At 74.7% G+C, this 24217-nt stretch carries 20 protein-coding genes; 17 read left to right on the top strand and 3 right to left on the bottom strand.

The window, feature by feature from the left end; all coding sequences use genetic code 11:
* Positions 1-138: 138 nt before the first annotated feature.
* The 3 genes from ACK2IS_RS12090 to ACK2IS_RS12080 all read left to right on the top strand — a co-directional run bounded on the left by ACK2IS_RS12090 (position 139) and on the right by ACK2IS_RS12080 (position 5435).
* Complete coding sequence (locus tag ACK2IS_RS12090; RefSeq protein ID WP_241452594.1) at positions 139-417, top strand: WhiB family transcriptional regulator; 279 nt, start codon at positions 139-141, stop codon at positions 415-417.
* A gap of 114 nt (positions 418-531) precedes the next feature.
* Complete coding sequence (locus tag ACK2IS_RS12085) at positions 532-3921, top strand: glycosyltransferase (protein ID WP_409483571.1); 3390 nt, start codon at positions 532-534, stop codon at positions 3919-3921.
* Entirely contained in the window at positions 3918-5435 is a 1518-nt protein-coding gene (locus ACK2IS_RS12080) for a DUF5719 family protein (RefSeq protein ID WP_409483570.1), read from the top strand. Before ACK2IS_RS12085 ends, ACK2IS_RS12080 begins: the two co-directional genes overlap by 4 nt.
* A gap of 94 nt (positions 5436-5529) precedes the next feature.
* On the opposite strand, the gene ACK2IS_RS12075 is transcribed toward ACK2IS_RS12080, so the two are convergent.
* On the bottom strand, positions 5530-6003 hold the full coding sequence (locus ACK2IS_RS12075) for a metallopeptidase family protein (protein WP_409483569.1): 474 nt from the start codon (positions 6001-6003) through the stop codon (positions 5530-5532).
* Positions 6004-6055: 52 nt separating this feature from the next.
* Between ACK2IS_RS12075 and ACK2IS_RS12070 the strand changes: the two genes are divergently transcribed.
* The 13 genes from ACK2IS_RS12070 to secA all read left to right on the top strand — a co-directional run bounded on the left by ACK2IS_RS12070 (position 6056) and on the right by secA (position 22067).
* A complete protein-coding gene (locus ACK2IS_RS12070; protein ID WP_409483568.1) occupies positions 6056-6580 on the top strand; it encodes a DUF3499 domain-containing protein in 525 nt (174 codons plus the stop codon).
* Positions 6581-6619: 39 nt separating this feature from the next.
* The gene (locus tag ACK2IS_RS12065; RefSeq protein ID WP_409483567.1) at positions 6620-8071 is read left to right on the top strand and encodes a phosphomannomutase/phosphoglucomutase; all 1452 of its coding nucleotides are present in this window, start codon (positions 6620-6622) and stop codon (positions 8069-8071) included.
* A gap of 3 nt (positions 8072-8074) precedes the next feature.
* Positions 8075-8260, top strand: coding sequence for a Trm112 family protein (locus tag ACK2IS_RS12060; RefSeq protein ID WP_409483566.1), 186 nt, complete (start codon positions 8075-8077; stop codon positions 8258-8260).
* 20 nt (positions 8261-8280) lie between these two features.
* Positions 8281-9456 (top strand): SIS domain-containing protein, encoded by a 1176-nt coding sequence (locus ACK2IS_RS12055; RefSeq protein WP_409483565.1) that lies wholly within the window; start codon positions 8281-8283, stop codon positions 9454-9456.
* A 117-nt stretch (positions 9457-9573) separates the two neighbouring features.
* Positions 9574-11031, top strand: coding sequence for an adenosylhomocysteinase (gene ahcY, locus ACK2IS_RS12050; RefSeq protein ID WP_409483564.1), 1458 nt, complete (start codon positions 9574-9576; stop codon positions 11029-11031).
* A gap of 179 nt (positions 11032-11210) precedes the next feature.
* Positions 11211-11891: an MtrAB system response regulator MtrA gene (gene mtrA, locus ACK2IS_RS12045; protein WP_409483563.1), complete on the top strand. Its 681-nt coding sequence runs from the start codon at positions 11211-11213 to the stop codon at positions 11889-11891.
* Between the two features lie 13 nt (positions 11892-11904).
* Positions 11905-13704, top strand: coding sequence for an MtrAB system histidine kinase MtrB (mtrB, locus tag ACK2IS_RS12040; protein WP_409483562.1), 1800 nt, complete (start codon positions 11905-11907; stop codon positions 13702-13704).
* Positions 13701-15461, top strand: a complete 1761-nt coding sequence (locus ACK2IS_RS12035) for an LpqB family beta-propeller domain-containing protein (RefSeq protein ID WP_409483561.1) — start codon at positions 13701-13703, stop codon at positions 15459-15461. The genes mtrB and ACK2IS_RS12035 overlap by 4 nt, the downstream gene beginning before the upstream one ends.
* Positions 15462-15605: 144 nt before the next feature.
* Positions 15606-16355, top strand: a complete 750-nt coding sequence (locus ACK2IS_RS12030; RefSeq protein ID WP_409483560.1) for a ComF family protein — start codon at positions 15606-15608, stop codon at positions 16353-16355.
* A 126-nt stretch (positions 16356-16481) separates the two neighbouring features.
* Positions 16482-17189: a ribosome hibernation-promoting factor, HPF/YfiA family gene (gene hpf, locus ACK2IS_RS12025; RefSeq protein WP_409483559.1), complete on the top strand. Its 708-nt coding sequence runs from the start codon at positions 16482-16484 to the stop codon at positions 17187-17189.
* A gap of 144 nt (positions 17190-17333) precedes the next feature.
* On the top strand, positions 17334-18026 hold the full coding sequence (locus ACK2IS_RS12020; RefSeq protein ID WP_409483558.1) for a response regulator: 693 nt from the start codon (positions 17334-17336) through the stop codon (positions 18024-18026).
* A gap of 4 nt (positions 18027-18030) precedes the next feature.
* Positions 18031-19257, top strand: a complete 1227-nt coding sequence (locus ACK2IS_RS12015) for a winged helix-turn-helix domain-containing protein (protein WP_409483557.1) — start codon at positions 18031-18033, stop codon at positions 19255-19257.
* A gap of 146 nt (positions 19258-19403) precedes the next feature.
* Positions 19404-22067, top strand: coding sequence for a preprotein translocase subunit SecA (gene secA, locus ACK2IS_RS12010; RefSeq protein WP_409483556.1), 2664 nt, complete (start codon positions 19404-19406; stop codon positions 22065-22067).
* Positions 22068-22188: 121 nt separating this feature from the next.
* Here secA and ACK2IS_RS12005 read toward each other — a convergent pair whose 3' ends face one another.
* Positions 22189-22698 (bottom strand): Rv3235 family protein, encoded by a 510-nt coding sequence (locus tag ACK2IS_RS12005; RefSeq protein ID WP_409483555.1) that lies wholly within the window; start codon positions 22696-22698, stop codon positions 22189-22191.
* Positions 22695-23468 (bottom strand): LysM peptidoglycan-binding domain-containing protein, encoded by a 774-nt coding sequence (locus ACK2IS_RS12000; protein ID WP_409483554.1) that lies wholly within the window; start codon positions 23466-23468, stop codon positions 22695-22697. Before ACK2IS_RS12000 ends, ACK2IS_RS12005 begins: the two co-directional genes overlap by 4 nt.
* 206 nt (positions 23469-23674) lie before the next feature.
* Between ACK2IS_RS12000 and ACK2IS_RS11995 the strand changes: the two genes are divergently transcribed.
* Positions 23675-24217 (top strand): hypothetical protein, encoded by a 543-nt coding sequence (locus tag ACK2IS_RS11995; protein ID WP_409483553.1) that lies wholly within the window; start codon positions 23675-23677, stop codon positions 24215-24217.

Genomic DNA, 24217 nt, shown 5'->3' with positions numbered 1-24217 from the left:
GTATGACACGCATGTAATTTCGCTGTTGCACCCGGGTGGGGACAGATCGTTGTGCCCCTACCCCGCTACTACGTGTAACGCAGTAATCACCCAGAGCATCGAGACCGCGGTCGCGGTGCGGAGGCAGGAGGGGCCGTGATGGAACTGCAGCTGGTCGGCGGGCTGGACGTGTCGGGTGTCGACGACGCCGAGGAGGGCGTGCTGTCCTGGCAGGAGCGAGCACTGTGCGCCCAGACCGACCCGGAGGCCTTCTTCCCGGAGAAGGGTGGCTCCACCCGGGAGGCCAAGAAGGTCTGCACCGGGTGCGAGGTCCGGGCCGAGTGCCTGGAGTACGCGCTCGCCAACGACGAGCGCTTCGGCATCTGGGGCGGGCTGTCCGAGCGCGAGCGCCGCAAGCTCAAGAAGCGCGCGGTCTGACCGGAACCGGTCCGTCCAGGACCTGACCGGCGCCGCGTCGCCGGCACACCCCAGGTAGTACACCCCAGGTAGTCAGGCGCCCCGGCGCCCCGAGCCCCAGACCACGGAGAACAGGTGCCCTCAGCTCTCAGCGGCGCGGCAGGCCCCGCGAGGGAGCCGAGCCCCGTCGACGCGATCGTCCTCGTCCGCGACGGCGCGCCCTGGGTGGCGGACTGCCTCCGGGCGCTGTCGGGTCAGACCGCGCCCCTGCGACGACTGGCGATCGTCCTCGCCGGCGACTCCGACGATCCCTGTCACGCCCCGGAGGGCCTCCCCGAGCCGATCGTGGTGGTGGCCCGTGGCTGCTGCGACGCCCGTGCGGTCCGAGCCGGTATGGCGGCCCTGCGGGCGGCAGCCGTGCCGGAGCCCGCGGGATCGACCCCGCCCGAGCGCCCGCCCACCTCCGCCGTCGCTCCCACGCCGTCGCCGCGCCCCGAGCCGGCGGCGGCACCGACCGGTTGGGTGTGGGTGGTCCAGGACGACTGCCGTCCCGAGGCCGGCTGTCTCGCTCACCTCCTCCAGTCCGCCGCCGAGCATCCGACGGCGGCCGTCCTCGGCCCCAAGCACGTGGACGAGCAGCAGCCTGACCGTCTCGTCGCGGTGGGTCTGGCCGTGTCCCGCACGGGCCGTCGCGTCGCGGTCCCGCGCGCCCCCGAGCTGGACCAGGGTCAGCACGACGACCGGTCCCAGGTCCTCGCCGCCGCAGCCGGGGCGCTGCTCGTGCGGGCCGATGTGCTGGAGGACCTCGGGGGCCCCGACCCTCGGCTGTCCGCCGCCTGGGACCTCGACCTGGGCTGGCGCGTGCGGGACGCCGGCCACGAGGTGCTCGTGGTGCCGCAGGCCCGGGCCCGGACCGCGCGGGCGAGCGAGCGGGGCCTGAGGTCCCGGGAGCGGTTGCCGTTCGCGGGAGTGCCCTGGGCCGACCTCGAGGCCCGGGGGGTCGTGCGCGCGCGGGTCCTGGCCGAGCGGGCCGACTGGGAGCGGGAACGGCGTGCCGCCTCGGCCGCGCACGTGCGTCGTCGCCGACGGGCGTCCCGCCAGGTCGTCCTCGCGCGTCACCCCTGGTGGCAGGTGCCCCTGGTGATCGCTCAGGTCCTCGGCTGCGGGCTGGGCCTCGCCCTGCTCCTGCTCGTGGCCAAGCGCCCGCGGGCGGCGCGTGCCGAGCTCTCCGACGCCCTGTCCGTGCTCGCCCTGCACCGCTGGTTGCCCGCCCGCACGAGTCCGCCCCGAGGGGGCCGATCGCGGGTGGGCGACCTGCTGTCGCCGCAGCACGAGGCCCTGCGCGGCGTCACCGACGAGCTGTCCCGGGCGCTGCCCGGGGCGCGTCACCCCACCGCGGCGGACGGGGTCGAGGACGACCGGCCGGACCTCGTGGAGCCGGGTCCGGTCAGCGACGAGGCCGAGGACCTGCCGGGGGAGGCGCGGGGCGCCGGGGTCACCCGACACCCCGTGCTGCTCGCCCTCCTCGCCGCGGTGCTCCTCACCGTCGTCGGCTGGTGGGGGGTGCTGAGCCAGGACCTGGGGGGCCTGCGCGACCGCGGACTGGTCGGCGGGGAGCTGCTCCCGGCCTCGGGCGACGCAGCGGCAGCCTGGACGCGCTACCTCACCAGCTGGAGCGAGGACGGTGCGGGTACGGCCCTGCCGGCTCCTCTGTGGACACCGCTGCTGGCGGGCCCGGCCGCGCTGGTGGAGCTGCTGCCCGGACGCACCCCGAGCGCGCCCACCGGCACCACCGTGGCCCTGCTGCTGCTGGTGGCGCTGCCGCTGGCGGTGCTGTCGGCATACCTCTCGGGGCGGGTGGTGACGCGTCGGTCGTGGCCCCGCGCGCTGGTGGCCCTGGCGTGGGGTCTGTCCCCGGCCCTCCTGGTCGGGCTGCGGGAGGGGCGGGTGGGCGCGGCCGCCCTCGGGCTGCTCCTCCCACCCCTGCTCGCCGGCCTGGCCGCCTGCAGCAGGCGTCGGCCGTGGTGGCCCGCCGTCGGCGCCACCCTCCTGGTCGCCGCGGCCGCGGCCTCGGTGGCGCCCCTCCTGCTGGTCGTCGTGGCCGTCGCCGGCATCCTCGTCGGGGGGCTGGGCGCCGGCCGCTCCCGCGTCGCCGGGCTGCTGCTCGTGCTGGTCCCCGGGGCGCTGCTCGGACCGGACGTGCGGGCGTGGTGGCACGGGCCCGAGCTCCTGCTGACCGGGCCGGGCCTCGCGCGGTGGGGGACCGCTCCCCGGCCCTGGACCGCCGCGCTCCTGTGGCCGACCGAACCGGCCCTCGATCCCTCCCTGGCCCTGCCCGGACCGACGTGGCTGCAGCAGGGATGGCCGGTCCTGATGGCGCCGGTGCTGCTCGCGGGCCTGGCCGGGATGCTCGTGTCCGGGCGGCGCGGGCGCCTCGCCGGGCCTCTGGCGGGACTGGCCGTCCTGGCGCTGGCGCTCGCGTGCTTCGCGCCCTCCCTCACGCTGGCCCGGGTCGTCGACCAGGCAGGCGCCCACCGGGTCACGGCCTGGACGGGTGCCCCGGTCCTGCTCCTCACGCTCGCGCTCCTCGCCGCGGCGCTCGTCGGTGCCGACGCGGTTTGGCACAGCGGCGCGGCCCTCCCCGCCACCTCGCCCGGGCGGGTCGTGCGCGTGCTGGGATGGACGCTCGTCGGGCTGCTGACGCTCACCGTGGTCGCGCAGGCCTGCTGGCTGTCCGTGGTGCGCCTGGACGGCCAGCTGCGGGTGGGCCCGCAGCGTCTGCCCGGGATCGCCGCAGACGGGGCGGGGAGCGCGCTGCGCACGCGCTACCTCGCCCTGCACCCGCAGGGCCGGTCGCTCGGCTACGAGCTGCTGCCGGGCGACCCGGTGGAGGTGGTGCGCTCCCTGCCGCGCGCGGACGCCGAGGATCCCTGCGCCGCCCCGGTGGCAGACCTGCTCGGCGGCGCCCCGGCGGGTGGCACGAGCCCGACCGCAGCCCGGCGGCTGGCTGCCCTGGGCGTGGCCTTCGTCGGGCTGCAGCCCGCCGTCCCGGAGGTCGCCACCACCCTGGACACCACGGCCGGGCTGGCGCGGTTGACCGACCCGGGCGAGGTCAGCCTGTGGCGCGTCTCGCCGCAGGGCGCCGGTCCGGGTGCGTCGGCTCCGCTCGCGGTCTCGGCGGTGCAGGTCCTGGGCCCCGACGGGGAGCTCGTGGGGTCGGTGCCGGTGCGGGGCGCCGGACCGCGCGCCTCGGGGGACCTGCCCGCGGGAGCCGCGACCCTCGCGGTGGCCCGTCCCTCGTCCTGGGCCCGGACCGCCGAGGTCAGCGTGGACGGCGTCGTGGTCCGCGCCGTCGACCGCCAGGGGCTGGCGGCCTATCCCCTGCCCCCGGGCGCGCACCACGTGGAGATCGGTCCCACGACCTCGTGGAGCTGGTGGCGGTGGGCCCAGCTGGGGCTGCTCGCCGTCGTGGTGGTGCTGGCACTGCCCCTCGGGGCCCGTCCGCAGGAGCAGGAGAACCGATGAGGGGTGCAGGTGTGCTGCGGGTGCTGGCGGTCGTCGTGGCGGGTGCCGCCGCGGTGGCAGGCGCCACCGCCATGGACCGCACCTATCTCGTCGACGGTGCGCCGCACCGCACGGCGCCTGCGGCCGGTCAGCCGGGACGGCCGCTGACGGCCGTGTCCCTGCTGTGCCCGGGCCCGGAGACGACGGGCGTGCCCGGGCTACCCCGGCCGAGGGCCGGGGGGCCGGGCGCCGCGGTCGACCTGATCGCCGCGGCGGCTCCCGCGGGGGTGCCCGGCGCGCTGGGCGCCGAGCTGCCGGACGGCTCCATCAGGCTGGTGGCGCTGCCCGGCGACGTGGAGCTGCGCCGCACCACGGTGGGGACGTCCGTGCCGGCCGCACCGGTCACGGGCGCGCGCGGTGGGCTCGTGGCGGCCTCGGGGGGGCTCGCGCCGACCCTGGCCGGGCTGCAGCGCTCGCTGGTTCCGGCGGGGGAGCGCCGCGCCCTCACGTCGGCGCCGTGCTCGGTCCCCCAGGCGGACGCCTGGCTGCTGGCGGGCTCGGGCCAGGCCGGGCGTCAGGAGCACCTGGTGCTGGTCAACCCGCACGGCACCGCGGCGACGGTGGATGTCACGGTCCTCGGGACCAGGGGTCCCATCATCGGCGTCGCGGGCCGCGGTGTCGTCGTGCCCGCGCGTGGGCGCACCGTGGTGCTGCTCGACGCGCTGGACGGTGCCGAGGTCAGCCCGGCCGCGCACGTGCAGGTGCGGGCAGGCACCGTCCACGCGACGCTCCACGACGGGTGGCTCGACGGGATCGTGCCCCGGGGCGGGGACGACGCGGCGGCCTCGGCCCCGCCGGAGACCCTGCAGGTCCTGCCCGGGGTCTCCGTCAGCGGGCCGGCCGATCCCGTCGTGGTGCGTGTCGCCGTGCCGGGCACGGCACCCTCCGACGTACGGGTCTCCGTCCTCGGCCCGTCAGGACCGGTGCCCGGTGCCATCGTGACCCGCCGGGTCGCGGGCCGGGCCACCGCGGACCTCGGGCTGCCGTCGCTGCCGTCCGGGGTGTATGCCGTCCAGGTGCAGGGCTCGACCCCGGTCGTGGCCGCCGCGTCGGTGGGCCGGGCGGACGGGGCCCGACCGGCCGGCCCCGCCACCGTGGCTGCGCCGGTGCGCGACCTGGCGTGGGCCGTGGCCGCGTCCCCCCTGCACGACCTCGCGGGCGTGCCGCTGGGCGTGCAGGCCGGCGTCGCCCTCGACGAACGCCTGTCCGTGGCCAACCCCACCTCACGACCCGCGACGGCCACGCTCACCCTGGTGGACCCGGCGGGGCTGCCGAGCCCTCGGCTGCTGACGGTCCCGGCGGCGTCCGCGGTCAGCGTGGCGGTGGGCGGCTCGGCATCGGTCTGGCTGCGCCCCGACGTCCCCGGGGTGCGGGCCGCCCTGGTCACCGAGGCCGAGGGCGGGCTGATCACCTCCAGCCCGCTGACGGCCCGGCCCCAGACGACCGTGCCGTTCGTGGTGTCCCGCCAGGGCTGACGGAGGTGCCTGCCGGTGGGCGGGTGGGCGCGCACTCGTCCCGGGGGGCGGGACCACAGCCCACCACCGATGGACTGCTCTCACACCCTCACCGTCAGCCCAGGTCGGGGTCGTAGCCGGGGTCGAGGTCCTCCGGCGACACCATGAGCAGCGCCGCGGCCTGCTCCACCACGACCAGGTCCACCAGCTGCTCGAGCTCGGTGCTCCCGCAGGCCCGGCTTTCCACCGGGCGTCGGTAGACCACGATCCGCGGGCGGCGGGAACCGTCGCCGGGCCGGGCGTTCCCGAGGGGGACCGTGCCCTCCTGCTCGCAGGTCCGCAGCACGTCGTCGGTGGGCACGAGCTCGACCGCCACCTCCACCCCGTCCAGCCGGCCGTCCGCGCGCGGTGCGATCCGGTCGACGGCCTCGAGGACGAACTGGTCGAAGCGGTCCGCTCGGGTGAGCATCTCCGGCACGGGGGGCCAGGCGAGCGGGCCGCGTCGCCCCCGGCCGCGTCGGTCTCGGGACAGTCGGCGAGCCGGGCCTGCGCAGGGGCTCTCGGCGGGGGGCGTGCTCACGTCGGGCATCCTACGGCGTGCCGATGGCCGCGGACCCGCGCGCGGGCTAGGGTGCACTCCCGTGACCGCTCCGCGCCTGTGCTCCAAGACCCCGTGCGGTCGTCCCGCCGTGGCGACCCTCACCTATGTCTATGCCGAGTCGCAGGTCGTGGTGGGCACCCTGGCGACCTTCGCGGAGCCGCACTCCTACGACCTGTGCGCGGACCACGCGCGTCGGCTGACCGCTCCACGCGGCTGGGACGTGGTGCGCCTCGTCCCGACCTTCGCGGACCCGGCGCCCGCGCCGGACGAGCTGGTGGCCATCGCCGACGCGGTCCGCGACCGCCGGGAGCAGGACCCGCCCCAGGGTGACCGGCAGGCCTCCCCGCAGCGCGCCACCACGTCCACCCGGCGGACCATCGTCGCCGCGACCGGCGTCCCGACCCAGGGTGATCGTCCGATCGGGCAGGTGACCACCGTCGAGGTGGGGCGTCGCGCCCACCTGCGCGTCCTGCGCGAGGAGGTGGACGGCGCTCCGCAGGGCGGGCCGGGTCGGGCCGAGGACGGCGAGGTCGTCACCGATCCCGGTCCTGACGGCCCACGCTGACCGGCTCCCCGGCCCAGGCTCGCCCGGTAGGGTGACGGCGTGACCTCCCGCACCGATCTCACCACCTTCGTGAAGGCCTACGACGTGCGCGGCCTCGTGCCCGACCAGCTGGACGCCAGGGTGGCGCACGCCCTCGGGTCCGCCTTCGCCCGCGTGGTGGCCCTGCCCGACGGCGCTGAGGGCGTCGTCATCGGACACGACATGCGTCCTTCCTCCCCGGAGCTGTCCCGGGCGTTCGCCGAGGGGGCCAGGCAGCACGGGGTCGACGTCACCCTGATCGGGCTGTGCTCCACCGACGGGCTCTACTTCGCCTCCGGCCACCTGGGTCTGCCCGGCGCGATGTTCACCGCCAGCCACAACCCCGCGGCCTACAACGGCATCAAGATGTGCCGCTCCGGGGCTCGCCCGGTGGGTCAGGACTCGGGCCTCGCGGCCATCCGCGACCTGGCGCAGGAGCTCCTGGACGGCGAGCCGGACCAGGCTCCGGCCGCGACCCCCGGCGAGATCCGGGAGCAGGACCTGCTCCGGGCGTATGCCGAGTTCCTGCGCGGGCTGGTCGACCTGTCGACGCCGCGACGCCGCACCCCGCTGCGGGTCGTCGTGGACGCCGGCAACGGCATGGGCGGGCTGACCGTCCCCGCCGTGCTCGGCGACGCGGCCGACCTGGACGCGCTGCCGATCGAGGTCGTGCCGATGTACTTCGAGCTGGACGGGTCCTTCCCCCACCACGAGGCCAACCCGCTGGAGCCCGCCAACCTGGTCGACCTGCAGCGCGCGGTCGTCGAGCAGGGGGCCGACCTCGGGCTGGCCTTCGACGGCGACGCGGACCGCTGCTTCGCGGTGGACGAGCGCGGCGCGGCGATCAGCCCGTCCGCGGTGACCGGCCTGATCGTCCAGCGGGAGGCCGCGCGGGCGGTGGCAGGCGGAGCGAACCCGGGCGAGCTGGCCTTCGTCCACAACGTCATCACGTCCCGGGCGGTGCCCGAGGTCATCGCCGAGGCGGGCGCCCGGGCGGTCCGCACCCGGGTCGGGCACTCGTTCATCAAGGCCACGATGGCCGAGCACGACGCGGTCTTCGGCGGCGAGCACTCGGCGCACTACTACTTCAAGGACTTCTGGTTCGCCGACACCGGCATGCTCGCCGCGATGCACCTGCTCGCGGCCCTCGCCGAGACCGACGACCCCGCCTCGCGGCTCGTCGCGCGCTTCGACCGCTACGTCGCCAGCGGCGAGATCAACTCGACGGTGGCCGACCAGTCCGCCCGCAGCGCCCTCGTGCGCGAGTGGGCGGTCGCGCGGGGGCTCGCCGTCGACGAGCTCGACGGGCTGACCGCCACCCACGAGCCGGGGGCGGACGGCGGCCTGTGGTGGGTCAACGTCCGTCCCAGCAACACCGAGCCGCTGCTGCGGCTCAACGTCGAGGCCTCCGACCGCGCCACCATGGAGCAGGTGCGCGACGAGGTCCTCGCGATCATCCGAGGAGAGGCCTGACCCATGAGCGACACCACCATCCAGCCCTGGCTGCGCGAGATCCTGCGGTCCCCCGGAGGCGAGCACCAGCTCGTCGACGGCACCGCTCCCGACGGCAGCCCGGAGCTGCGCTGCCCCGGGCTCGGCGTCGCCTTCCCCGTCGTGGACGGCATCCCGGTGCTGCTCATGGACGAGGCCCGACAGCTCTGACCCCTGCCGAGGAGGCTCCCGTGCCCCAGCTGGACGAGCGACTGCTCGACGACCTCGACGAGCTGCGCCGGCTCGACTCCCGCGACCACGTCCGGGCCCTGGCCACGGCCGGGGCGCAGGTGCGGGCCGGAACGACGCTGGCGCAGGAGGCCGGTGCCGCACGGCTGTCGCTGGACGACCGACCCCGCGCCGTGCTGGTGTGCGCGCTGGGCGGCTCGGCCGTGGTGGCCGAGGCGCTGGGGGTGCTCGCCGAGGACCACGGCCCGGTGCCGGTGGGGCGCCGGTCGACCGCGCCGCTGCCCAGCTGGGTGGGTCCTCTCGACGTGGTCGTCGCGGTCTCGTTGTCCGGCCGGGCCCCCGGCCCGCTGACCCTCGCCGCCGAGGCGGCCCGCCGCGGCGCCCAGCTGCTCACCGTCGGGGCCGCAGAGTCGCCCCTGGCGGACGTGTGCCGTCAGGCGCGGGGCGTCCACGTCCCCGTGCCGCCGGAGGTCGTCGCGTCCCGCACCTCGCTGTGGGCCCTGCTCACCCCGGTGCTCGTGGCCTGCGACGCCCTCGGGGTCGTGGACTGCGGCCCGGACCTCCTGGCCACGGTGGCCGACGAGCTCGACGCCCAGGCCGAGGCCTGCCGCCCCGGCTCCGAAAGCTTCGTCAACCCCGCCAAGGTCGCCGCCGTCCAGCTCGCCGAGACCGTCCCCGTGGTGCTCGGGGACGGCGCCGCCATGGGGGTCGCCGCCCGCCGCGCGGTCGCGGGGCTCGCCCGCACCGCGCGCATCCCGGCGATGTCCGGCTGGCTGCCCGACGACGCCTCCCAGGTGGTCGCGACCTTTGGCGGGCCGTTCACGGCTGCGGGCGGCCAGGGCGTCGGCGGTCACGCCACCGGCCCGGCGCGGGATATCTTCGCCGACCCCTTCCTCGACGCCGCCCAGACCCCGCCGCTGGGGCTGCTGCTGCTGCGCGAGGAGGGACCCGACGTCCCGCCGGCCCAGACCGCGCTGGCCGAGGCGGTCCTGCAGGAGGCGCGGGACACCGGGGTACGGGTCCACGAGATCACCGGCAGCGGGGGCCGCCGGGTGGTCCGGCTCGCCACCGTCCTGGCGCTCACCGACTTCACGGCGGCCTACGCCGCGCTCGGCCTGGGGCTGGACCCCTCCACGAACCCGCACGTGGCCGCCCTGCGCACCGCGACGATCCGCTGACGCGCGCCCGGTCGGCGACCCCGCGGATCACCTAGACTCGGGCGGTCGGCCCTTGCCGCCCGCAGCCTGCGGGTGGGTGGGCCGTACCTTCGCCATACCGATCGAAAGGCTCGTCACGTGACGATCGACCACAAGGTCCGCGACCTCTCCCTGGCCGAGGCCGGGCGGCACCAGATCCGCCTCGCCGAGCACGAGATGCCGGGCCTGATGGCGCTGCGCGAGGAGTATGCCGAGGCCCAGCCGCTGGCTGGCGCGCGGATCGCCGGCTCCCTGCACATGACCGTGCAGACCGCCGTGCTCATCGAGACGCTCACCGCCCTCGGCGCGCAGGTGCGGTGGGCGAGCTGCAACATCTACTCCACGCAGGACGAGGCGGCGGCGGCGGTCGTCGTCGGTCCGGGGACGCCCGAGGACCCGCAGGGCGTGCCGGTCTTCGCCTGGAAGGGCGAGACGCTGGAGGAGTACTGGGACTGCACCGACCAGATCCTCACCTGGCCCCAGGGGCAGCACGCCAACATGATCCTGGACGACGGCGGCGACGCGACGATGCTGGTGCACAAGGGCGTCGAGTGGGAGGCCGCCGGGCAGGTGCCCCCCACCACCGACGAGGACTCGGAGGAGTTCTCCGTGTTCAAGGCCCTGGTGCGTCGCACGATGGCCGAGGACCCGCAGAGGTGGACGACGGTCGCCGCGGAGATCAAGGGTGTCACCGAGGAGACCACCACGGGTGTGCACCGGCTCTACGAGCTGGCCCGCGCCGGTGAGCTGCTGTTCCCGGCGATCAACGTCAACGACTCGGTCACCAAGTCCAAGTTCGACAACAAGTACGGCTGCCGCCACTCGCTGATCGATGGGATCAACCGCGCCACCGACACGCTCATCGGGGGCAAGGTCGCCGTGGTGTGCGGCTACGGCGACGTCGGCAAGGGCTGCGCGGAGTCGCTGCGTGGCCAGGGCGCGCGCGTGATCGTCACCGAGATCGACCCGATCTGCGCGCTGCAGGCCGCGATGGAGGGCTACCAGGTCGCGCGCCTGGAGGACGTCGTCGGCCAGGGGGACATCTTCGTCACCACGACCGGCTGCTTCGACGTGATCCGCACCGAGCACATGGTGGCCATGAAGGACAAGGCGATCGTCGGCAACATCGGCCACTTCGACAACGAGATCGACATGGCCGGGCTGGCCAAGGTCTCTGGGGTCACCAAGACCGAGATCAAGCCGCAGGTCCACGAGTGGACCTTCACCCAGGAGGGCCCCGACGGGCAGCCCGCTGGCCGGTCGATCATCGTGCTGTCCGAGGGGCGCCTGCTCAACCTCGGCAACGCCACCGGTCACCCGTCCTTCGTGATGTCCAACTCCTTCGCCAACCAGACGATCGCGCAGATCGAGCTGTTCACCAAGCCGGGGGAGTACGCCAAGGACGTCTACGTCCTGCCCAAGCACCTGGACGAAAAGGTCGCCCGCCTGCACCTGGACGCGCTCGGCGTGCGGCTGACCGAGCTGTCCAAGCCGCAGGCGGAGTACCTCGGCGTCGACGTCGCCGGCCCCTACAAGCCCGAGCACTACCGCTACTGACCGGCCGCGAGTCGGCGGCGCCCGCCCTCATCCGGGGTGAGGGCGTCGCCGTCCGTCGTCCTGCTGCGCCGCACGGGTGAGCGAGGGCGAACACGCGGGGACGGCCATGACCCCTCCGTGATGGTGGCGGGCCGGTGTGTGAAGATGACGGACGACGTCGTGCAGTGAGGAGCAGCCCCGTGAAGCACCGGATCCTGGTCGTCGACGACGACCTCGCGCTCGCCGAGATGCTCGGCATCGTGCTGACCAGCGAGGGGTTCGACGTCACGCACGTGGCGACGGGCACGGCGGCGCTGCCGGCCTTCCGCGAGGTCAAGCCGGACCTGGTGCTCCTCGACGTGATGCTCCCCGGCATGGACGGGATCGAGGTCTGCCGACGGCTGCGCACCGAGTCGGGCGTGCCCATCGTCATGCTGTCCGCCCGCACCGACACCACCGACGTCGTCGTGGGGCTGGAGTCCGGCGCCGACGACTACATCGTCAAGCCCTTCAAGCCCGCCGAGCTGCTCGCCCGCATGCGGGTCCGGCTGCGCCGCGGCGAGGAGGTCGAGCAGGAGCACCTGACCATCGGCGACCTGACCATCGACGTGGCCGGACACGCGGTGCGCCGCGGGGACGAGACGCTCTCGCTCACCCCGCTGGAGTTCGACCTGCTGGTCGCGCTGGCCCGCAAGCCCTGGCAGGTCTTCACCCGCGAGGTGCTGCTGGAACAGGTCTGGGGCTACCGCCACGCCGGCGACACCCGTCTGGTCAACGTGCACGTCCAGCGGCTGCGCTCCAAGATCGAGCACGACCCCGAGCACCCCGAGATTGTGGTGACCGTGCGCGGCGTCGGCTACAAGGCCGGCACCGGCTCCTGACCGGCGGCAGTCCATGGCCCGCACCCTGCGCTCCGACCTCGCCTCGCTGCGGGACCAGGTCACGCGCACGGCGTCCGACGGGCTGTCCCGCACCTGGCCCTGGCTGCGGACGTCGCTCACCCGCCTGATCGAGCTCTGGCGGCGCTCGCTGATGATGCGCACCGTCGCCAGCACCATGCTGCTGAGCACGGCCATGCTGTTGATCGTGGGCTCCTACCTGCACGGGCGGGTCGCGGAGGGCCTGACCGACGAGAAGCGCGCGACGGCCAGCAACGACGCCGCCGCCCGGCTGCGGTCGGCACAGGCGCAGTTCGACCACGCCGACAAGACCGACGAGTCCAACCTGCGGCAGATGGCCACCGACATCGTCCAGCAGGACCACGCCCCGGACCGCTCCCGGGACGTGCTCATCACCCCCACCGTGGGCAACACCCGGGCGCCGCTGCCCACCGTGGCGGCGGGCGACATCTCCCTGGCCGAGGTGCCGGGGACGCTGCGCACCCAGGTGCGGGCGGACCGCACCCACCAGCAGCTGCAGATCGTCACCCTGCGCCGGGACGGCACCAGCGTCCCCGTCGTCCTGGTGGGCGCCCAGGTGCAGCTGCCCCCCGGGGCCGGCAGCTACGACCTCTACTACGCCTATCCCATGCGCGCGGAGGCGCGGGCGCTGGAGATCGTCACCCGCAACCTGCTCCTCGCGGGCGGGCTGCTCGTCGTCCTCATCGGCGGCGTGGCGTATGTCGTGACCCGGCTCGTCGTCGACCCCGTCCGACGGGCGGCGCAGGTGGCCGAGCGACTCGCGTCGGGCAGGCTCGACCAGCGGATGGCGGTGCGGGGGACCGACGACCTGGCGGTGCTCGGCCGCTCGTTCAACCGGATGGCGTCCAGCCTGCAGACCCAGATCGTCCAGCTTGAGGGCCTGTCCAAGGTGCAGCAGCAGTTCGTGTCCGACGTGTCCCACGAGCTGCGCACCCCGCTCACCACGGTGCGCATGGCTGCGGACCTGCTCTACGACGCCCGTGAGGGCTTCGACTCCCCGGCGGCCGCCCGCAGCGCCGAGCTCCTCACCGGCCAGCTGGAGAGGTTCGAGAACCTGCTCACCGACCTGCTGGAGATCAGCCGGATCGACGCGGGCGCCGCCAGCCTGGACCCCGAGCCCCTGGACCTGCGACGGCTCGCGCAGGAGGTCGTGGACGACTCCGCGGCGCTCGCCGCGCACCGCGGCAGCGAGGTGCGCGTGGTGGCTCCCGAGGTGCCGGTCCTCGCCGAGGGCGACCGCCGCCGGATCACCCGGATCCTGCGCAACCTGGTCGTCAACGCCATCGAGCACGGCGAGGGCGAGCCGATCACCGTGGAGATCGCCCGCAACGTGGACGCCGCGGCCGTGGCCGTCCGGGACAACGGCGTCGGCCTCAAGCCCGGGGAGGCGGCCAAGGTCTTCACCCGCTTCTGGCGCGCCGACCCGGCCCGGGCCCGCACCACCGGAGGCACCGGCCTGGGACTGTCGATCTCGATGGAGGACGCACACCTGCACCACGGCTGGTTGGAGGCCTGGGGTCAGCCCGGGGTCGGGTCCTGCTTCCGGCTCACCCTGCCGGTGACCTTCGGCGAGCCCTTCGGCGAGTCGCCGCTGCCGATGCAGCCGCGCGGGGTCCGGGTCAACCCGCCGGTCCTCGCCCGGTCCGCTGCTCCCGGGGGCGCCCGCGGGACGGCCGACACGGTGCCGGGCACCGCCCTCGACGTCGGCTTCCTGGGTCTGGAGGACCGCTCCCCGGCGGCCGCCAAGGACCCGACCTGGGCCAACCAGCCATGAGGCGCCATCTCCTCGGCATACCGTGGACGCTGGCCGCCGCGCTGGCGATCGGTGGCTGCCAGGGCCTGCCCGGGTCGAGCCCGGTGCAGCAGGGCCAGGTGGTGGGGCGGGGACCCGCGGAGGGGGTGCGGGTGATCCCCCGCGGACCGGTGCCCGGCTCGACCCCCGAGGCGCTGGTGACGGACTTCCTGCGGGCCGGGGTGGCGTCCGAGGACAGCGGCGTGGCCCGGGACTACCTCACCGGCCACGGCTCCGAGCAGTGGCACCCCGACGGCTCGGCCTGGATCTACGACGACGCCCGCCGCCCCACGGTCACCCAGGTCAGGCCCGGCACCGTGACCGTCAGCGGCGTGGTGTCCGCCCAGCTGGACCGCGAGGGGCACTACGTCGAGCTGCCCCCCGGACAGGTCCGCACCGCGACGCTCACCCTGGTCAGGCAGGGGGACGAGTGGCGGATCGACGGCGGGCTGGGGGCGTTGGCCTCAGCCTGGATCAGCCGCTCGGACCTGGGTCTCTACGCCTCCTCGCCGGTCGCGTACGTCGCACCCGGCCAGCACACCCTGATCCTGGACCGCCGCTGGTTCCTCGAGGGCTCGGGGCTGCTCACCCGGGTGGCGCGGGCCCAGCTGGCGGCGCCGCCGGCCTACCTGCAGGGCGCGGTCGAGACCGGCGTCCCGGAGTACACCGACCTCTCGCTCGGCGCCGTGGCCCTGGACCGGGGCCTGGCCCGGGTGGCGCTCACCGGCCGGGCGCTCAACGCCGACGACCGGGGCCGGCGCCTGATGTGGCAGCAGCTCACCGCGACCCTCACCTCGGTGACCGGCGTGGACCGGGTGCAGCTGGAGGCCGACGGGAGCACCCTGACGGCCCCGGGTCTGCCCGACGGACCCCTCGGCGCGACCGACGTGTCCCTCGCCGAAACCGCCCTGCCGACGGCCCCGGTGCTGCTCCGCCGCCGGGGCACGCTGGAGCGCGCGGACCCGGCCTCGCTGAGCGAGCAGGGCGGTCAGCGCGCCACCCGGCGACCCCTCGCGGGGCCGCCGCTGCCGCCCGTGGGACCTCAGTGGTCCCGGCTGGCGCTGTCCCCCGACGGGGAGGAGCTCGCGGGTCTGAGCAACGACCGCACGGACCTCGCGCGGTGGCACGGCACCCAGCTGGTGCGGCACGACAGGTTGGCCCAGGACCTGACCCGCCCGGCCTACGACACCCGCGGGTACCTCTGGGCGGCGGGCCGCACCGACGCCGGCACACGCCTGTTCGCCCTGGCCCGCTCGGACACCTCCGCCATGCCCCCGACGGCGGTCAACGTGCCCTGGCTGGCAGACCGGACGGTCCTCGCGCTGCGTCCCTCCCCGGAAGGGCAGCGTGTCCTCGTCGTCTCCCAGCCCACCGGCGGGGGCCCGGCCACCGTCGGCGTCAGCGGCGTCCTGCGCAAGGACGGGCGCCCGGTGGGCCTCGCCCAGCCGATCGCCGTCGCGGGCGCCCTGGTGTCCGTGGTGGACGCCACCTGGCTCGACGCCGACACGCTCGGCGTCCTCGGCCGGAACCGCGACCACCCGGCGCCCCACGTGGTCGTGGCCCCGATCAGCGGTCCCAGCCAGATCCTCGGACCGGTCCCCGGCGGCACGGCGATCACCAGCGTCGGCGGCGCGCGCACCATCGTCGTGCAGACCGACCGCGGACAGGCCCTGGTGCGGTCCGGCAACGGCTTCCAGCCGCTCGTGGCGACCGGGGACTTCGTGGTGCCCGGGCACTGACCCGGCGCATCGGTCCGGACACCTGCCCTGGGGACGGTGGCGGGTTCCGGGTCCGGTCGTCCACAGGGCGGGGTGAACGGGCCGGGCCGCCGGAGAGCGGGTGGGAGGGTGGGACCTCCGGCAGACACCTGGCAGGGAGGAGCCATGCGGGTCCGTGACCTCACCACCGCCCTCGCCGACCTGGCGCTGCCGCGCACCTGCGCGGTCTGCGGCCGCCCCGCGGGATCGCTGTGTGAGCCCTGCCGGGCCGACCTGTGGGGCTGGTGCCACGCCGGCGGTCCGCGGCGGGTTCGTCCCGATCCCGAGCCGGCCGGACTGCCTCCGGTGGTCGCGGCAGGTGTCAACGACGGCTCGCTGCGGCGTGCGCTGCACGCCTACAAGGACGAGCAGCGGCGGGACCTGCGCCCGCACCTGGCCGAGCTGCTCGCCCCGGCCCTGGACCTGGTGACCACCCGGGCGGGTGCGGGAGCGCAGGGCATGCCCGCCCTTGCCCGTCCGGTCGTCGTGCCGGTCCCCACCGCCCCGGCTGCGCGGCGACGCCGGGGCGACCGGCCGCTGGAGGCGCTCGCCGCCGCCGCCGCGGACCGGGCGGGCCTCCCGGTCGCCCGGCTGCTGGTCACCCGGGGTCCCCGTGCCGACCAGGCGGTCCTCGGCCATCGGGCGCGGGCGGCGAACCTGCACGCCACCATGGTGCTCGCTCGCGCCGGGTGTGCCGGTCCGGTCGTGCTGGTGGACGACCTGCTGACCACGGGCGCCACCCTGGTGGAGGCCACCCGGGCGGTGGAGGCGGGTGGGATGCCCGTGCTGGCCGCCGTGGTCGTGGCGGCGACCCGGCGACGTCCGGACGGCGGGACCTGTCGGGAACCCGTGGGCCCCGTTCGAACGTTGCGCTAGCGTCAGACAACGGCTCGACGACGAGTCGGGTCCTCCCGTCGCGCGAAGGAGGTGAGGAGCAGCTCTCAGCAGGCCAGGCAGGCCTGACCATCCCAGCGGTCCACGCCCCTTCCAGGAGGAGATTCCATGGACATCCAGATCACCGGTCGCCACCTTCCCGTCACCGACGCGTTCCGCGAGCGCGTGCACGACAGGCTCAGCAGGCTCGAGCCCTTCGTCAGCCGCGATCCCCGCCTGGACGTGATCGTGGCCAAGCAGGCCAGCGCCGCGGCCCCGGACGCGATCACCGTGGAGATCACCTGCCGCACCAAGGGCCCGGTCGTGCGGGCCGAGGCGACGGGGGACGACAAGGAGGCGGCCTTCGACGTCGCTGCCACCAAGCTCCTGGACCGGCTCAAGAAGGCCGCCGACCGGCGCCGCGGCCAGCGCCGCCGGGTCACCACCTCCACGGCCCCCGACCTCGCCGTCGGGCCTTTCGCCGACTCCGTGCTGACGGAGGTGCGCGCTCCCGCTCCCGAGACCGCCGCACCTGCTCCGGCGACGCCCGCGGAGCCGGACCAGGACGCCGGCCCCGAGGTCGTCGAGCTGCCCGACACCCCGATCGAGGTGCGCGTCAAGCACCACCGGTCCGCGCCGATGACCCTGGAGCAGGCGCTGGACCAGATGGAGCTCGTCGGCCACGACTTCTACCTCTACGCCGACGCGGACACCGGTGCGCCCAGCGTGCTCTACCGCCGTCGCGGCTGGTCGTACGGCGTCCTGCACCTGGACACCGAGCCCGCGACGGGCGTCGACGGGGAGCCCGCCGCCGAGGCGGAGGCCGCCACCGCCTGAGGGCACGGGCCGACCGGATGGGCCGGGCATCGCCTGGTTCACCCGGTCGGCCCAGCCCGCCCCGCGCCGGGGGAGACGGCCCGGCCCGGCGAGTCGTCCGGGGCACACGGCGCGGGTGCGGCTCGCCCGTGCCAGGATGCCGGTATGACGGGGAACAACGACGGCGTGTCCCAGGAGCGCATCCGGGTCCTGGTGGCCGACGACCACGTGCTGTACCGACGCGGGCTGGAGATGGTGCTGGCCCAGGAGCCGGACATCGAGATCGTGGGCGAGGCCGGCGACGGCGCAGAGGCGGTGCAGCTCGCCGAGGAGCTGGTGCCCGACATCGTGCTGATGGACGTGCGCATGCCCCGCCTGTCGGGTTCCGAGGCGACCGCTCGGGTGCGGGCGTCGGTGCCGTCGGTCAAGGTCGTGATGCTGACCATGTCCGACGAGCACCAGGACCTGTACGAGTCGGTGCGTGCGGGCGCGACGGGCTACCTGCTCAAGGACGTTCCCGGCGAGGAGATCGCCGACGGCATCCGGCAGGCCGCCGCCGGCCAGTCGCTCATCTCCCCGCCCATGGCGTCCAAGCTCCTGCAGGAGTTCGCGCACCTGATCAAGCGCGAGGACGAGCGGCCCGCGATGCCGGTCCCGCGGCTCACCGACCGGGAGCTGCAGGTCCTCAAGCTCGTCGCCCGCGGCCTGGCCAACAAGGACATCGCGACCGAGCTGTTCATCTCCGAGAACACGGTCAAGAACCACGTGCGCAACATCCTGGAGAAGCTCCAGCTGCACTCGCGGATGGAGGCCGTGATGTTCGCGGTCCGCGAGAAGATCCTCGACCTGCCCGAGTGACCCGGTGGCCGGGCATCCGCCGCAGCGGCGGCTCACCCTGCCCCAGGCCCGGCGTATGGCGCTGGCGGCGCAGGGCTTCGCCCGGGCGCGCCCGGAGCACCCCACCGCCCGCGACCTGACGCGCGTCCTGCAGACCGTGCAGGTCGTGCAGATCGACTCGGTCAACGTGCTGGCGCGCTCGCACTACCTGCCCTTCTGGTCGCGCCTCGGCGGCTACGACCGGGCCGCCCTGGACGGGCTGCGGGACCGGGCCCCGCGCCGGATGGTGGAGTACTGGGCCCACGAGGCCTCGCTGGTGCCGCCGTCGACCTGGCCGTTGCTGGGGTGGCGGATGGCCCGGGCGCACGACGACGCCTGGGGCGGGATGCGCCGGGTCGCCCGCGAGCACCCGGAGCTGGTGGCCGCGGTGCGTGCCGAGGTCTGCGAGCATGGCCCGCTCACGTCCCGCCAGGTCGAGGCCCGGCTGGTGGCGCGGCTGGCGCACGACCCGGCGCGGCCGCGGGACCGGTGGGGATGGAACTGGTCGCTGGTCAAGTCCGCCCTGGAGCACCTGTTCTGGGCGGGGGAGATCACCAGCGCCGGGCGGACGACGAGCTTCGAGCGACGCTACGCCCCGCTCGACCGGGTGCTCCCGCAGGCCCTGCTGGCGGACGCCCTCGCGGCCGCCCGCACCCCGGAGCGCGACGGCGACCGGGTGCGGGCCCTGGTCGAGCTGTCGGCCCGCGCCCTCGGCGTCGGCACCGTCCAGTGCCTGCGCGACTACTTCCGGCTGCCCGCGCCGCGGGTGGCACCGGCCGTCGACGCGCTGGTCGAGGAGGGCGTGCTCGTCCCGGCCGAGGTCGAGGGCTGGCGCCGTCCGGCCTACGTCCACCGCGACGCCCGGGTGCCGCGCCGGGTCACGGCGAGCGCGCTGCTCAGCCCCTTCGACTCGCTGGTCTGGCAGCGGGACCGGACCCGGGCGCTGTTCGGCTTCGACTACCGGCTCGAGATCTACGTGCCGGCGCACCTGCGCGTCCACGGCTACTACGTGCTGCCCTTCCTGCACGACGAGCGGCTCGTGGCCCGCGTCGACCTCAAGGCGGACCGCGCGACCGGGCGGCTGCTCGTCCAGGCGCGGCACCAGGAGGAGCATGCCGGGCCGGACGCCGTGGCCGCCCTCGACGAGGAGCTGGCGGCCCTCGGCGCCTGGCTCGACTGTCCCGAGGTGACCCTGGGGCTGAGCCCGCGGTGACCCCTGGCCCGAGACGGGGGCGGCCCGGGGTCAGCCGACGGTGGGACGGAGGTGACTGCCGACCTCCGGCATACGCACTAGTCTGAGCGGAGCGAGGGCCGGGCGACCGGCCCCGTGAGCCACCGATCACCGCGAGGGAGCACCACGTGTCCGTCATCGACCGTCTGCTGCGCGCCGGCGAGGGCAAGACCCTCCGCCGCCTGCAGGGCATCGCTGTCCAGGTCAACGCCATCGAGGCGAGCTACGAGGCGATGACCGACGCCGAGCTGCGCGCCGAGACCGACATCTTCCGCAGGCGGCTGCGCGACGGCGAGACGCTGGACGGCATCCTGCCCGAGGCCTTCGGCGTGGTCCGCGAGGCCTCCCGACGCACCCTGGGCAAGCGGCACTTCGACGTGCAGGTCATGGGTGGTGCGGCCCTGCACCAGGGCAACGTCGCCGAGATGAAGACCGGTGAGGGCAAGACCCTGGTGGCCACGCTGCCGTCATACCTGAACGCCCTGGAGGGCAAGGGCGTCCACGTCGTCACCACCAACGACTACCTCGCCTCCACCCAGGCCGAGCAGATGGGGCGCGTCCACCGCTTCCTGGGCCTGGAGACCGGCTGCATCCTGGCGTCGATGACCCCCGAGCAGCGCCGGGTGGAGTACGCCAAGGACATCACCTACGGCACCAACAACGAGTTCGGCTTCGACTACCTGCGCGACAACATGGCGTGGACGCCGCAGGAGATGGTGCAGCGGCCGCACAACTTCGCCATCGTGGACGAGGTCGACTCGATCCTCATCGACGAGGCCCGCACCCCGCTGATCATCTCCGGTCCCGCGGACCAGGCGACCCGGTGGTATACCGAGTTCGCCAAGCTGGTGATGCGGCTGGAGCGCGGCGAGGACGGCCGCGGCGACTACGAGGTCGACGAGAAGAAGAAGACCGTCGGCATCTTGGAGGCGGGCATCAACAAGGTCGAGGACTACCTCGGGATCGACAACCTCTACGAGTCGGTCAACACCCCGCTCATCGGCTACGTCAACAACGCGATCAAGGCCAAGGAGCTGTTCAAGCGGGACAAGGACTACGTCGTCATCGACGGCGAGGTCCTGATCGTCGACGAGCACACCGGTCGCATGCTGCCGGGCCGGCGCTACAACGAGGGCATGCACCAGGCGATCGAGGCCAAGGAAGGCGTCGAGATCCAGAACGAGAACCAGACCCTCGCGACGATCACGCTGCAGAACTACTTCCGGCTCTACACCAAGCTCTCAGGCATGACGGGCACCGCCCAGACCGAGGCCGCCGAGCTGCACCAGATCTACAAGGTGGGCGTGGTCCCGATCCCCACCAACCGGCCGATGATCCGCAAGGACCTGCCCGACCTGGTCTACCGCACCGAGACCGCGAAGTTCGAGGCCGTGGCCGACGACCTGGTCGAGCGCCACGCCAAGGGCCAGCCGGTCCTGGTCGGCACCACGTCCGTGGAGAAGTCGGAATACCTCTCCGAGCTGTTGCGCCGCCGTGGCGTCCCGCACCACGTCCTCAACGCCAAGCATCACGCGTCCGAGGCGGCGATCGTCGCGGAGGCCGGCCGCAAGGGCGCGGTCACCGTGGCCACCAACATGGCCGGTCGAGGCACGGACATCATCCTGGGCGGCAACCCCGAGTTCCGGGCGATGCAGGCGTTGAAGGCCCAGGGTCTGGACCCCGACGAGACGCCGGAGGAGTACGAAGCCGCCTGGGACGTGGCGCTGGCCGAGGCGGAGGCCGGCGCCAAGGACGCCCACGAGGAGGTCGTCGCGCTCGGCGGACTGTACGTCCTGGGCACCGAGCGCCACGAGTCGCGGCGCATCGACAACCAGCTGCGTGGCCGGTCCGGGCGTCAGGGCGACCCCGGCGAGAGCCGGTTCTACCTCTCGCTGCAGGACGAGCTCATGCGGATGTTCAACGGGCAGATGGTCGAGACCTTCATGGCCCGGGCCAACATCGAGGAGTCCGTGCCGATCGAGTCCAAGATGGTGAGCCGTTCGATCGCCAGCGCCCAGACCCAGGTCGAGGGCCGCAACTTCGAGATCCGCAAGAACGTCCTCAAGTACGACGACGTCCTCAACCGCCAGCGCACCGTGATCTACGACGAGCGCCGCAAGGTCCTCGAGGGCCAGGACCTGCAGGAGCAGATCCGGATCTTCCTCAACGACGTCGTCGACGCCTACGTCACCGCCGAGACCGGCGAGGGCTTCCCCGAGCAGTGGGACCTGGAGCGGCTGTGGACCGCGCTGCGGCTGATCTGGCCGGTGAGCGTGTCTTGGCAGGAGCTGGAGGACGAGGCCGGCGGCCGTGCCGCCATGCGCCCCGAGGACCTGGCCCTGGAGCTCAAGTCCGACGCGCAGCACGCGTACGACCGCCGCGAGGCCGAGCTCGGTGAGCACGTCATGCGCGAGGTGGAGCGGCGGGTGGTCCTGTCGGTGCTGGACCGCAAGTGGCGTGAGCACCTGTACGAGATGGACTACCTGCAGGAGGGCATCGGCCTGCGGGCCATGGCCCAGCGCGACCCGCTGGTGGAGTACCAGCGCGAGGGCTACCTGCTCTTCGAGGCGATGATGGACGGCATCAAGGAGGAGTCCGTCGCCTACCTGTTCAACCTCGACGTCGAGATCGGCGAGGAGGAGGCGGCGCGGTTGGCCGAGGCGGCGCGTGAGCGCCAGCAGCTGCACTACTCCGCCCCGAGCGAGGACGGCTCGGTCGAGGAGCACGACGAGGGCGCCCAGCCCGCCTCGCGGCGCGCGCGTCGTGGGGGCCGCAAGGGTCGTCGTCGCTGAATCGCGTACGACACCGACGGGCCCGGCAGGACATCACGTCCTGCCGGGCCCGGTCCGTCCCCGGAGTACGTCGACCAGAACGCGGGAGCGGCGCCCTGGCCGGCGCGCCCGCGAGCAGCGGTCAACCGACAGTCATCGCGTCGATGACCCACCGCCCGTCCCGACCCACCATCCGGAAGGCGAGCGCGCGAGCGCGGTCTCCGATCATCACCACGGCGGCGACCTCGGCCACCCCGTCGCGGGGCTCGGCGACGCGTACCCGCCGCACCACCGGGCGTCGGCCGCGACCGGGATGACGGGTGGGCGCCAGCTGCGCGCCGCGGGCCAGCCGGGCGTAGACCTCCGTCGTGGTCCACCGGACCAGCTGGCTGATCGGGCGGTGGGCGGCCAGGACCTCGACCACGGCCTGGCTCACCTGCTGGGCCCAGGCGGAGGCGGGCGGCAGGTCGGCGCTCGCGGTGGGCTGGGGGCCGAAGGCCGCGTCCCGGTGCCGGAAGTCGAGGTCGAGGGTCCCCTGGCCGACGGTCCAGCCGTGGTGACCGTCGTCGGGGGAGGACGGGTGGCCGACCGGCTCGGGAACGATCCGGGGCGCGGGCCGTACGTAGGGCCTGGGGGCTGCTGCGAGGCTCATCGGAGGCTGCCGGCGCGCTCGAAGGCGGGGACGTGCAGCACCTGACCGGGCAGGAGCAGATCGGGGTCCGGGCCGATGGTCTCGCGGTTCGCCAGGTGCCACGCGTGGCAGGCGGCAGCGATCTCGGCGTCCGAGGAGTGCGGCGGCAGGTGCGCCGCAGCCAGGGCCCACAAGGTGTCGCCGCGGAGCACCACGACCTCGTCCGGTCGTGGACGTCCCGGGGTCCGGTGCGTCGCCGGGCGGGGCCGGGCTCCGACGTCGGGGCCGCCCTCCGTCGGGCTAGGCGGCTCGGGCAGCAGGTCCGGCTGGACGGGCGCGCGGTCGGTCGGTGCGCGGAGCGCGTCCGCCCCGGCCAGGTCGGGCACCACCGTGGTGGCCGCCTCCAGGGCGGCGGCTGCGGCCACGGGTGCGGGACGGGGCGCGGCCTGGGCCGGGGAGGTGGCCGTCGCCGTGCCGACGCCGAGGAGGGCCGCGGCAAGTCGTAGGCGACGGTCCCGCCCCGCCACCGCGAGCCGGCTAGGAGCGCCGCGCCGCAGGTCGCGGGCGAGCAGCAGGAGATCGGTCGCGGTGCGTCCGAGCCAGCAGGTGGCGAGGGCCCCCGAGGCCGCCAGTGCGGTCCTGCCGAGCAGGGAGGGGAGGTCTCCCGACGGCCACGTACGCACGGCCGCGAGGGTGGCCACGGCGACCGCCGCGGCCAGCAGGCCCAGGACCGCAGCGGTCGACCAGACGCGGAACGCGGCGGCGCGGGGGTGGTGAGAAGTGACGGGCATGAAGTCAACTTAGGCAGTTTGCCTGCGTTTGCCTATGAATGATGCCGAAAGAGCGCGACCTGGTACTTACGGTGAGTAACCAACCACCCGAGGTGTCCGGGGGGTGGGCCATTGTGCCTACCGCGACCCTGGGGACCGACGGACTCGTACGCTGGGGTCCAGGGAGCGCTGCCGACCGACGCGCAGCCAGGCACCGAGAGGGGACCATGGGGCGCTGGGACGAGCTCTTCGACGACCTGGAGGGGCGCTGGGCGGAGGAGGAGCGGGCGCAGGAGCTGGGTTCCGTCCCCGACCGGGTGCGCCGCGACCGGGGCAGCACCACGATCCTGGGCCGGGCACTGGCCGCCGAGGGGCGTTCGCTGCAGGCGGTGCTCCCCGGGGGCGAGATGCTCCACGGCGTGCTCACCGACGCCGGGGCCGGCTGGCTGCGGCTGGAGGCCGACGACCGGGCGCAGGTGGTGCGCACGGATGCGGTCCGGCACCTGGCGGGGCTGCCCCGTGCGGCTCGGCCGGGTGGTCGGGTGGCGGACCGCCCGGTGGGGGCTGCCGTGCGCGACCTGGCGCGGGACCGGCGTGCGGTCCGCGTGCACCTCACGGCGGGTGAGGTCCTGGAGGGCATGGTGCAGGCCGTCGGTCATGACCATGTCGACCTGGCGCTGGTGCCCGCGGACGTCCCCGCTCGACGTGGCGTGGCCGCCCGTCTGGTCACCGTCCCCCTGGACGGGATCGCCGCGATCCGTCAGGTGTGA

The organism is Arsenicicoccus dermatophilus (assembly GCF_046267915.1).
Taxonomy (GTDB): Bacteria; Actinomycetota; Actinomycetes; order Actinomycetales; family Dermatophilaceae; genus Arsenicicoccus; species Arsenicicoccus dermatophilus_A.
The sequence above is the reverse complement of the archived record's forward strand: the minus strand, read 5'-3'. Positions and strand labels throughout refer to the sequence as shown.